Raw genomic sequence first — 12,157 nt, 5'->3', positions numbered from 1 at the left:
TAATAAAGCTGTTAAAGCAAAATATTAACTGGAAAAGGTAATATAGGCATATTCTAAAACCTGTACACCTTTTAATCAAGTGAGAATATGTCTATATTACATGCTCCTATCCGTATCCTGGGCTTCGGAAGCCCGATTATGGGAAATGACGGCGTTGGCCTGAAAGTTATTGAAGTTCTCCAAAATATGGAACTTGAAGAACTTGAGGGCGTTGATCTCGTGGACGCAGGAGTCTGCGGACTTGATCTTTTAAACCTTCTCGATGACGCCAGGAAAGTCATTATAGTGGATGCGATTCTGGCAAACAGCCCCATGGGTACTGTTCACCGCATTGATGGTAAAGATCTGCTAAAAGGTGCTGAGTTTCATCCTCTTATATCAGTACACGATCTGACAGTTACGGATGTATTGATGATCGGAGAACAGGTTCAGACTCTGCCGGAAATTGTGGTTATAGGGATAGAAATAGGAACTATAATTACTGAAGCTTCCACAGAAATAAGCCCTGATGTCCTTAAAGGTGTAGATGAGGCTATAAAGCTTATAAGAGAAGAGATTTCATCCTCAGTTTAATCTTTTTATTATTCTACTAATTTATTTTTAATCTTTTTTCGTAACTATTTTACGTCCATTCATTTTTTACGTCCATTCACAGTCTTTTATTGATTCTTAATACTGCTTTCATTTCTTGGTTTTTTCCACAAAAGAGCTTCCTTAAATAGAATGGATAGATTTTATATCTTAATCAGAGGGGGCATAATGAATGTCAAAATTCATTATTCGCAAGATATTCCGGGCTTTCTTATTGGCATCAATTTTTTACATAGCGACATTAATTGCTGCAAACACATCAATTACCAGGAAGGAGATTCACAGTGAAATCGTCATTAACGCACCAGCTTCCAGGGTATGGCAGGTACTTATTGATTTTAAATCATACCAGCAGTGGAACCCATTTATCCGTAAAATTGACGGACCTGCCGGTCAGGGTAACAGGATATCAGCTCAGATGCATCTGGGAAACCATACGATGCCATTCCGCCCCACTGTCCTTGCAGTGGAGCCTGGTAAAGAATTACGCTGGCTGGGTCACCTGTTAATTCCTGGAATATTTGACGGCAAGCACAGCTTTATTATTGAACCACTGAATGAGAATAGTGTGCGTTTAATTCAGCACGAGGAATTTAACGGGCTATTGGTCCCGTTTTTTACGAAATTACTTGAAGATACCAGGAGCAGCTTTGGAGAGATGAACCAGGCGCTTAAAGAGCGTGCTGAGCGGGAGAATTAAAAAAGGAAGTGTTATCTCCATATTTTTTCTGTTTTTTTCTTTTCATTACTCTCTTTCTTTCCCTTCGTTTTTGTATTCTTTAGTTCAAACTACCTAATTTATTTCTTCTCTGACTTTTTCTTCTTCTCTTTCAATTTCAAGGTCATAAGACACTTTCACGGAGTTTACGTTTTCCTGAGCTTTGTTTTCAGGTTTTTTTGGAATTCTAAAGGTGAATGTACTGCCCTTTCCCGGAATGGCGTCAACCCACACTTTTCCACCGTGGAGTTCGACAAACCTTTTGACAAGTGCAAGCCCGAGCCCTACACCTCCATATTTTCTGGATATGGACTCATCAATCTGTACAAATGGGTGGAAAACTCTTTCATAATCAGATTCGTGAATGCCAATACCTTCATCCTTTATACTGATCTCAACAGTGTCTTCCTTAAGCTCTGCAGAAATGTTTACTTTCCCGTTTTCGGATGAGAATTTGATAGCATTGTTTAAAATATTGTAAAGGATCTGTTTTATTTTTACCCTGTCAGCAATTATGGTTTTCAGGTCCTTTTCAATATTCGATTCTATACTGATATTTTTCTCAGCTGAGAGGGGAGAGAGCACTCTCTGAACTTCTTCGATCACGCCGGGTATGTCCACTGTTTCGTAGTATAGCTCAATATTTCCGAGTTCAAGCCTTGAGATGTCCAGCACATCATTGATGACATCAAGAAGATGGTTCCCACTTTTTGAAATGTTTTCAGTGTATCTTTTTTGTTTCTCATTAAGGGGGCCGACAGTTTCACTTAAAAGGAGTTCCGAAAACCCTATGACTGCGTTCAGCGGAGTCCTCAGTTCGTGGCTCATATTGACAATAAATGTGGTTTTTGCTCTGTTTGCGGCTTCAGCAGCCATTTTTGCCTGAAGCATTTTCTCTTCAGCCTGCTTCCTCTCGGTTATGTCGATCATAATTCCGAGGAGAACCGAGTCTTCTTCTGTCACGCCGCTGAATATGAACTTATTAAGCATTACCTGGTGCATTGAGCCGTCAGGGGATTTCAAAGAGGTCTCATAGATCTGGTTTCTTTTATGTTTCACCATTTCGATGTCCATTGTATGGTATTTTTCGGCAATTTCAGGAGAGAGAATATCATTGATAGACTTTCCGATAACGTCCTGTTTTTTCAGTCCCATAAGGGTTTCAAAACCCTTATTGCAGGCAATATATACTCCATTTCTGTCTTTACAAAATGCAGGTGCAGGTATTGAATCCACCAGTTTTCGTAGAGATTCTGTCTGCTGAAGCCGTACCGCTTCCAGCCTCTTTACCTCGCTTAGATCCTCTACAAGAATAATGCCGCCGTTAAATCGGGAATTTTCCGAAATCAGAGGCTTATAAGTTATCTCAGCAGGTATATTTTTGTTTTCAAGGCTGGAAATATATTTTATATCGCAATGTACAGGAACTTCAGGGAGGCATGCAAAGCTTTTTTCTTTTGTTTTGCTCTCTTCTGAAGGGCTCAGCAAATTGAAAATGAGTTTTTCGTTCTCATGACTGCCTGTAAAGTTTTCAAACTTTTCGTTGCATACGATGATAGTTCCATATTTATCAAGCTGGGCGATTCCGTCGGGGAATTCTTCAAAAAGCATGCGGTATTTTCTTTCGGAATCTTTCAGGGCTTTTTCAGTTCTTCTGCGTTCGCTAATATCTCTGCCTATAGATAGTACGGCTGTTTCTCCATCGTATTCAATTAACCTGTTATTTATTTCTTGAGGAATGACCGTGCCATCTCTCCTAAGTGAGTCCATTTCAAAAGTAAAATATCCTGTCTCTTTTAGCTTCTCTATCTGTTGCCCGAACTCGGTAAGGTGGATATTGGTCCTTAAATCCTTTATGTGCTTTCCGAGCATTTTGCTGCGGGTATATCCGAAGATTTCACAGGCTATGTGGTTTGCTTCCAGAACCCTGCCGTTCATATCATGTATAAGGATAGAGTCAGCTGAACTCTCAAGTAGGGTCTTAAATTTTTTATCCTGGCTTTCTTGTTTTATTTTAAGGAACTTCCATTTTCCATCTCTTTTAATTATCAGTTTTTCTCCGGCTTCTATAAGGTTGAAAACTTCCTCAGCGGAAAGGTCTTCTTCTCTTATCAGAAAGAGAGGCCTGATTTTCTTTTCAGGCATGTTCTCAGCAAGAATGCGCCTCAGTTCCTTAAGAGAACTGGAAATTGGCTTTCCGAAGACCCTGATTTCAAGATTGATGCGCAGGTATTGCCAGTTTCCTGCATGGATGAATTTAATAATCTCTTTCTGTGGGTTTCCTGCTTCCCAGTTAAAATAGATCCCCGAAATTTCTGGCTGTTTTTCTGAAAGGGTATCTGTTTCCTGCAGGGTAATTATTTTAAGTCTGGATTTTTCCATACATCTTTTGATATCCAGCTCTGAGTTTGAAAGTAAATTTTTTGCTAATTCCGCGCTTTGAGAGTCCGGGACAAGCCAGATGCAGCGCTCGTTTTGTTGCAGGCCTGCTTTAATATAAGCTGCTATCAGTTCTGTTCTTTCTTCTGCTTCATTATAAACTGCAGTAAGACCGCTGGATGGAATAGTCGAACAGAAACAGAGCTCTGACTTGACTTTTTTCTTATGAATATTTAACACCTTCCCGGAAACAGAAGAACCGAGTTCTCTGAACTTTTTTAGTGTAAAATATCTTATTAACTTTTGTAATTTATATATAAGTACTCTATTAATTTTATTAGTCACTAAGTTTACACATTGGAAGAATAAAAACTTTTATATCGGGTTCTGAATACCTGCTCATTTTATCATACACTTTCATCAACCGAAATCCTTATTGTAAAGCCCGGGATATGGCAGGAGTATGGAAATGCAAAGGGAAATCAAGGTTATTTGCGGAGCGGTGAGAATTGCGGACCTTCCAGCTTTTCTAAAACAAATCAACATAATCGCTTCCGGAAACAAAGTAACCATTCAGGGTCTGAACGCTGACCTGATTGCAGGTGAAAAGCATCTTCATTTTGCAGTGGGGAAGGCTCTCAGGGCTGTCGCATCAGGCAGTAACGTGGCAAAAGATCCCGGTGTAGAGATCATGCGCTATGCAGCCGGAGAGAGGCAGATTGAAAGGAGTTTTTCCATAGGGCTGCATGAAGGGGAAAATAATGCGGTTTTTGTGCTGCTTGGAAAAATGGATGATTTGCTTATTGCTTATTCCGAGCTCCAGAAGCTTATCAAAGAAAAACCATGTTCTGAACTGCTTGCTTATTCAGGTTCTAAACGAAAAGGAATCCTTTCTCTCTTTGGAATTACAGATGAAGAAATAGAAGCTTCAGGAGAAGAACATATACCTGAACTCGTGATCGAGAGGGTAGCGCTTGCAAATTTTGTAAAATGAGGATTTAATTTGAAAACAGGTTAAGCAAATTCAGTTAAAAAAGGATGAAATTAATATCCGGATCTTCTGAACTGTTTAAATCCTGATTTTTATTTCCAGTTCTTCACTTTCACTTCAATTTTCACACTTTTTCTCAAACCAGTCCATCAGGGAAAAAGCAATTTTTCGGGAATCTTCAAGAAAGTTCTCGTGTTTAAATATTTGCTCTTCTGACTGGATGTATTTCCCTTTAACAAGCTCATGCCCCGAATCTTCTATCAGGTTTTCTATCCACTGCCTGTCGGCTTCAGGGTGAAACTGCAGCCCCAGAACGTTCTTTCCGTAGCTAAAGCCCTGGTTTCTACAGGCTTCGCTTTCGAAAAGCCTTACTGCGCCTACGGGAATTTCAAAGGTGTCTCCATGCCACATGAATGCTGTAAACTCGGGAAATAAGCCTGAAGGAAGCTCTGAGATAATTTCTCTCTCGTGATTTGCATTTTCTCCTTTCTTGTTTTCCCCTGCCAGGGCTTTTACCCTGTGCCAGCCTATTTCTTTGAACCTGTTTCTGGTGACTTTTCCTCCCAGAACCTCTGCAATCAATTGTGCCCCAAAACAGCTTCCAAGCACTGGTTTTCCTGCATTTATTACCTTTTTTGCAAATTCTTTTTCAGGTCTCAGCCATGGAAACTCTTCTTCCTGATAAACACTCATGGTGCCCCCCATTATAAGGAGCATATCAAACTCTTCAGGATCGGGAAAGACAGGTTCTTCATAAAGCAGGGTTTTTGTAAGCCTGTGCCCTTTCAGGGATATCCATGTCCCTATATTTCCAAGCGTATCGTTTTTCAGGTGCTGAAGGCAATGGATTTTCATGTTTTTTCACTTCAGTTACGAGTGTGATAAAGGTTTAGCTTTCTGAAGGTTTTACCTTTTCGAAAACAGAGGTTTTTCCCGATAATCAAAGGTATTTTTATATAAATGTGACTGCTTAATAAAACTCAATGAGATCTCTGTATCTGAACTCTTCCAATAGATATTAATATCCTGTTGTGTTAACAGGTCACATTAACAAACAAAGGGAAAAGCCAGAAAAGAATTATTATTATCAGTTATTATCGGGCTATTATCAGGAAGCAGGAAATAAGAGTCGATTATCATGCCTCATCCAAAGACAGTAGAAGAGATGTTTGAGTGCGCCGGGCCGATTGAATATCAGTTACTTCCAAGGCTCATTCATGTAACCGAAGCTGCTGCAATTGCGGCAGCCTACCAGATGGGACGTGGGGACAAACACTTTGCCGACCAGGTAGCAGTTGCCTCCATGAGAAGAATGCTAAACAAACTTGACATGAAAGGCATAATAAAGATAGGGGAAGGAGAAAGGGACGAAGCCCCTATGCTTTATATCGGTGAAGAGGTCGGGACGGGTGTTGGAGACCTTGAAGTTGATATTGCAGTTGACCCCCTGGAAGGCACAAACCTTTGTGCCGACGGCTGCCCGGGTTCGGTTGCTGTTATGGCAATGGCTGAACGGGGAGGGATCTTCCACGGACCTGACATTTACATGGACAAGATAGTCGTCGGTCCGGATGTTGTGCGTTATGAAATGGAGCACCCCAATGAAAAGATTGATCTTGATGCTCCTGTCAGACACAACCTCGAAATTGTTGCAAAAGCACTCGGTAGAAGTGTTGAAGAACTGGTGGTCGTGATTCTGGATCGCCCCAGGCATGCCCAGAAGATCGACGAAATCCGGAAAGCCGGAGCCCGTGTAAGGCTGGTTACTGACGGAGATCTCATGCCGGGTGTTGCAACTGCGATCCGCGGCTCAGGCGTCCATATGGTTATGGGGGCGGGGGGCTCTGGAGAGGCCGTCCTGACGGCTGCTGCAATCAAGATCCTGGGCGGGAAAATCCTTGCAAGGCTTGTCCTGCCAACTGTTGCAAACGGAAAAAGTCAGGACAAGATCGATGAAGAAATAAAGGAAAAGATGTCCAGGCTCGAAAAGATGGGAATCACCCTTGAGAACCTTAATGATATCCTTGATACAGACAGGCTTGTTCCGGGAAAGGATGTAATTTTTTCTGCGACAGCCGTCACTCCGGGCCACTTCCTGCGCGAAACCCATCTCTTTGGCGGAGGAGATGCAAGAGTACACACGATTTCCATGGGCTCGTCCGGAGCGGTCAGGTTTACAGACAGCATTTACATCAAGGATAAGCAGGAGAATCCCCTCTACCTGTAATCCTTTTTACCTTCTATTTTTTTATTTTTAACCTTTTTTGAAAAACAGACCTGTACAGGTCGATTATTTTGAACTTAACCGGAAAATATGAATTATGGGCATTAATTATAAATATCAGATCAATATCAGGGCAAACTGAAAAGAATCGACCTGTTAATTCGGGGCATAAAATTGAGCTGTCAGGTCAATTGTTGAGTTAAGGTATCAATCAGGAGTTAATGAACTGTTAATGTTAAAGTATCAGGTCAAAGTGTGAAGGGAATATGAAGGTTTATCTTGAGAGTTTTGGCTGTTCCGCAAGCCAGGCATCAGCCGAGGTTATGAAAGCGAGCGTTGAGATGCTCGGGCATGAACTATTAAGCCCTGATAATGCCGGGCAGGCAGATGTCTACATCTGCAACTCCTGCACGGTGAAATACACAACAGAACAGAAAATCCTTTACAAGATCCGCATCATGGGCGAGAAAGGCGTACAGGTGATTGTTTCAGGCTGCATGCCCGAAGTACAGCTTGAAGATATCCTTCATGCAAATCCCGAAGCCCATATTCTTGGTGTAAATGCGGTTTCTCGTCTTGGTGATCTTCTTTCCTCAATAGAACAGAGAAAAAAGGCCGGTCTTGGAGGAGAACACCTGGAAATCCGGACTTCCGAGCCCTTGGGTTTTCTCAATGTCCCGCGAGACCGCTCAAATCCAAATATTCATATCTGCCAGATATCCCAGGGCTGCAATTTCGCCTGCTCTTATTGTATAGTAAAGCATGCAAGGGGCAAGCTCCGCTCTTTTCCGCCTGAAGAGATCATCGCAGATATCCGCTCTGCAGTTGCAGACGGCTGCAGGGAGATCTGGCTAACGTCCCAGGATGATAGCCAGTACGGTATGGATACAGGCGTTAAACTCCCCGAGCTCCTGCGCATGATCTCGGAGATTCCTGGTGATTTCAAGGTAAGGGTCGGCATGATGAATCCCTTCTCAGTCCTCCCTATTCTGGACGACCTGGTGGATGCTTTTGACTCGGATAAGATTTTCAAACTTCTCCATCTCCCCATCCAGTCAGCTTCCCACTCTGTCCTGAAAAAAATGAACCGCCTGCATAAAATGGACGCTGTGGACGAAATTATTACGAAATTCCGTGCCCGCTTTGAAGACTTTTCCCTCTTTACAGACATAATTGTCGGTTTCTGTGATGAAACCGATGAGGACTTTGAAGAAACCGTTGAGTGGGTAAAAAAGTACCGTCCTGAAAAGATCAATATTTCCAGATACTCTCCCCGACCGCACACAAGAGCATTTTCTTTCCGGAATCTCGATTCCCGTATTTCCGTACAGCGCTCACACAGGCTGCATAAAGTCTGTGAGCAGATAAAGATCGAGTCCAAGAACGAAATGATTGGCTGGAAAGGCAGAGTCTTTGTCTCGAAATATACGGAGATCGGGGACGTCCTCACACGTACGGACTCTTACCGTCCGGTTGTGGTCAGCGGCTCAGACCTTAAGCCCGGTGAATATGCTGAAGTGGAAATTACGGGTGCAAAGCCCGGTTATTTCCTTGGTAGAATTATCGGCTAAAGGCGGGTATATTCGAAAACACTGATCTGTAAATGATAGATCCGTAAATGATAACGAATAAAGAGAGATAATTTTAAGATTGCAAATAAAGAGAGATGATTTTCTTTTCTTTGATTTTCTTTTCTTTGATCTTTTCTTTACGTTCTCTTCGTTTTTTATCTATCTATCTTTTATTTTTATTTATATTATTTTCCAATATAAAGTAAACTATTTATGCACGAAACTCTGTAATATTTTTTACTTTTGTTTTCTAATTCTTTTCAATCTTCTATTTTTGAGGTGAGACATATAGCCGGGAAACGATCTCTCAAATCTTCTTTTTTTAAATGTTCCTGGTTTTTTCAGGATACCAGCGCCTACATTCCTTACGCCGTAATAGGGATTTTCATTGTCCTCTTTGCAACCTTTACGTCTGTCTACCTTATGAAAATGGACAGCGAGGTTGCCGAAACAATCTATACTACAGAGAAAAGCGACCCCAGGCAGACAGTTATAAACCTCGCCTCATCTGACCTTGCACGCTGCCTTAACTATGCAGGAATGGAAGCTCTTGAATGGCAGGGCGAACATCCAGTAATTATTCCTGAAGGATCTCCGGTCGAGAGGTTATCTGAAGATAACTTCATGGCAACTCCGCAAAACCAGAACCTTGAGAAGGGAGACAATCTTCAAATCTCCATAAATCTGCCATCCGATGTCTGGGGCAGAGTCGAATCTTTATGGAAAAACAGGGATGTCATCCTGGTCGTAAATGATTCTTCCGGCCAGCAATTAAAACGTGTGAACTATGGGCAGGCTACTGGTTTTCTTCAAAAAGTTTCCTTTTATGAATATGTGGAAGTCCCGGAAAACTCTAAATCCGGCTATGCATCTATTGAACTCTATTATGGGGATGAACTCAAAGCTTCGGACTGGTTCCGGATTGAAGCAAGCCCAATAAAGGACATTACGGCAGAAGCTTTTAACCAGCTGCTTTCGGCAAACTATCAGGGCAACAGCCATACATTCATGGAATTTGCTATAAATGTCGAACCTGACATAGAACCCGAACAGATAAAGATAAGAAAAGTTAACGGGACTTTAGAGCGGGAAATTTCCCCCTCTGACAAAACCTACACTATTTACTATATCTTCGAAATCCCTGTTTTGAATTACACCCTTGTGGACCTCGAATCCGGAGAAACATACAATATGAGTATGAACCTCTCCACTCTCGTCACCTCAAGGGAACCTTTGCTTGAAGAACTTGTGAGAGAATATGAAACTGCTCTCGGTACATCTTCAAGCCTGGACTCAACTTCCAATATCGTTCTCGGGGCAACAAATCTGAGGACATTCATCTACGGTCCCTGGCAGCACTACGCAAACGGTCCATTGAATATCCTGACAAATCCTTCTCTTGCAAGCTCTGTCAACGGAGCAACGCTTTACACGCAGAAAAAGGTCTTTGACTCGGTTGATCCCATGGCACTTACATACACAACTTTCTACAACGGAAAAGTCCTGTATGAAGACGTCTGTGCTTCCAGTAGCCCGGAGGAGGGTTCAGGCTTGAAGAACTCAACTTTGCCTAACTCAACCAGCTCAAACACCTCTTTATCCTCATATGAAACGGACGAGGGCGTGAACCTCACGACTGCTTATTCTTCTCTTGCAGCAAACAGGTCTTTTTCCCTGGATGTGGAAGAAGGAATAGAGGAATCCCTTGTGGAAGCAAACACTTCCTACGATAATCTTTCCGAATATTCGGAAATAGAAGTTTCAGCCTCGGATTATACAGACGGGGTCATTGACGGCTGGGTTTTCAACGACCATGTATGGGCAGAGGAAAACCCTGACCTTATCCACGCTGTTACAAAAAGTGTTTATACAGCTCCGGTTCAGGGACAGATTCTGAGGGACGGCTTCAGTTCTCCTGATCCTCTGGCTTCAACAATCACAGAGGATTTTGACCGGGATTCGGTTTCATACAGCGGTCACACTGTCAGCTGGGACTCTGATTATTTTGCCTCGGGCACGCATGCGGGGTCACGTGTGTCCTCTTATTCCTGGAGTCAATCTGTTACAAACTCCTATTCTAAAACCATGGACCCTGAAATTGACCCACCAAAAGGAAAGCTAAAAAGCTGGTATATTACGGACGCTTCTGTTAGATTAAGTTCCGTGGAGATAGCCAATGTAAGGGTTGAGCCCCATTACGAGTACAGGGCTAATGACCTGCTCGTTGCCGAGTACAGGACCGATGACGGTTATCTCAGCAGAGAGGACCATACCTTTGATTGGGGCATTCGCTATGATATTTATTATACCATAAGGACAACGTGGGCTATTAATTACGACTATACATACACATACGTCTGGCACACAGTCAACCATCATGCTGACGGTACCACATCCATAGAAGCACATTATGCCACATCAAGCGGCTCGGACTCTGAAACTTTAAGTAAAGCCGATTCTGAATCCCTGTCCCACTCCGAGACCGAGTCCGAAAACCTGACAGTAGTCTATCACCAGCGACCACCCACAGGCGGCTATAAAGGAATATCAACCTACACTGACCTGATAGAAAGGGAATACAGAACCACAACTTTTCTCACAGCCGGTGCAGAAAGATTTGATCCCTGCTGTTCCGACGCTGCAGACAAATACCGGGCTGCTTATGTGGATCTCAGGGCAATCGAAAGCGCATTCTGGGCTTACCCTGATGGAAAATATCTCCCCCAACGTGGAGTTGTCTGCGATATCCCTCCATGGCTGCATAAGGTAATGGCTGAAGAGGTGCTGGCAATGCTTGATGCCATTGAAAGGGACAACCCAACGTTCAATTACTCTCTCCTCGAATCTCCAGGTCAGGACCCGACAGACCTTCAGGTGGCTACTGCCGAAAAACTCATTCATAACCTTGAAGCAAGCCGGGAAACCTATGTTAACAAAAAACAGCATCTCACCTCCGCCGGGAAGATGTATACTTCAAGTGATTCTGCTCGTTACATTGCAAGAAACGAAGCCTACAACAGGCTTCTCAAAGATATTGAGGAGAAAAACGAGAAACTGGACTCCAGCCTTAACTCCTATATCCTCGATGCCCTTGAGGAAAAAGGACTGATTACAGATTCTTTTGACAGTGTAACTTCAGGTCCAATGACCCTTTTTGATAACCCTGCAATGGAGAGAGCTGCTTCTGCACTTGGGCAGGAAATGGGCATTATATCAACAATGACTGTTACAGGCCAGCCCGAAAACAAATACAACTGGACTGAAAACCTGACCCTGATCGTTGACCAGAAGCCAAACTACCTCTACCACGACCCGGATTTTGATCTCAGGGATGAATATGAACTGACAGATTCAAGGGGTAGGGTCACTTATCCTCTCGGCGTTCGAAACACCTGCATTTTCACAACCAATATCTCCGAAGAAATTGCCGATGCAATCTCTTCAAGCGGAGAATATGTAAAAACCGAAACATCGCAGCAGATCAGCCAGAGCATTTCCACGCTGAACACCGAAGTTGATCTTCTGGAGCAGAACCTGAGCGAACAGGGAGTTTCTTTAGACACAGCCCGCCTTAATACAGAAGTCTACAACCTGAATCTGGTTTATGCCAGGGAAATGAGGCTTCAGATTATTGAAGAGGTCGCCTCCGAGGTAAGTTCAAATCCTGTTGTTTCGGGCTGGAT

At 42.9% G+C, this 12,157-nt stretch carries 8 protein-coding genes; 6 read left to right on the top strand and 2 right to left on the bottom strand.

Annotated features, from left to right (window positions below):
- Positions 1–87 precede the first annotated feature (87 nt).
- Together PLL47_RS13210 and PLL47_RS13205 are read left to right on the top strand one after the other, a co-directional pair.
- Positions 88–573: a hydrogenase maturation protease gene (locus tag PLL47_RS13210; RefSeq protein WP_324446838.1), complete on the top strand. Its 486-nt coding sequence runs from the start codon at positions 88–90 to the stop codon at positions 571–573.
- Between the two features lie 190 nt (positions 574–763).
- Complete coding sequence (locus PLL47_RS13205; RefSeq protein WP_324446836.1) at positions 764–1,291, top strand: SRPBCC family protein; 528 nt, start codon at positions 764–766, stop codon at positions 1,289–1,291.
- Between the two features lie 93 nt (positions 1,292–1,384).
- On the opposite strand, the gene PLL47_RS13200 is transcribed toward PLL47_RS13205, so the two are convergent.
- Positions 1,385–3,928 carry a PAS domain S-box protein gene (locus PLL47_RS13200; protein ID WP_324446834.1) on the bottom strand — a complete coding sequence of 848 codons (2,544 nt, stop codon included), beginning with the start codon at positions 3,926–3,928 and terminating at the stop codon, positions 1,385–1,387.
- A 229-nt stretch (positions 3,929–4,157) separates the two neighbouring features.
- Between PLL47_RS13200 and cgi121 the strand changes: the two genes are divergently transcribed.
- Positions 4,158–4,682 carry a KEOPS complex subunit Cgi121 gene (cgi121, locus tag PLL47_RS13195; protein ID WP_324446832.1) on the top strand — a complete coding sequence of 175 codons (525 nt, stop codon included), beginning with the start codon at positions 4,158–4,160 and terminating at the stop codon, positions 4,680–4,682.
- Between the two features lie 114 nt (positions 4,683–4,796).
- Here the strand turns inward: cgi121 and PLL47_RS13190 are convergent, their stop codons facing one another.
- Positions 4,797–5,534, bottom strand: coding sequence for a type 1 glutamine amidotransferase (locus tag PLL47_RS13190; protein ID WP_324446830.1), 738 nt, complete (start codon positions 5,532–5,534; stop codon positions 4,797–4,799).
- Between the two features lie 283 nt (positions 5,535–5,817).
- On the opposite strand from PLL47_RS13190, the gene glpX reads away from it, so the two are divergent.
- The 3 genes from glpX to PLL47_RS13175 all read left to right on the top strand — a co-directional run.
- On the top strand, positions 5,818–6,906 hold the full coding sequence (glpX, locus tag PLL47_RS13185; protein ID WP_324446828.1) for a class II fructose-bisphosphatase: 1,089 nt from the start codon (positions 5,818–5,820) through the stop codon (positions 6,904–6,906).
- A 263-nt stretch (positions 6,907–7,169) separates the two neighbouring features.
- Positions 7,170–8,474 (top strand): tRNA (N(6)-L-threonylcarbamoyladenosine(37)-C(2))-methylthiotransferase, encoded by a 1,305-nt coding sequence (locus tag PLL47_RS13180; protein ID WP_324446826.1) that lies wholly within the window; start codon positions 7,170–7,172, stop codon positions 8,472–8,474.
- Between the two features lie 279 nt (positions 8,475–8,753).
- On the top strand, positions 8,754–12,157 hold a 3,404-nt coding region (locus tag PLL47_RS13175; protein ID WP_324446824.1), incomplete at its 3' end, for a hypothetical protein.

Origin of the sequence: Methanosarcina sp. (assembly GCF_035390745.1) — an archaeon.
Taxonomy (GTDB): Archaea; Halobacteriota; Methanosarcinia; order Methanosarcinales; family Methanosarcinaceae; genus Methanosarcina.
Note: the sequence above shows the minus strand (reverse complement) of the source record. Positions and strands in the feature narration are given on the sequence as shown.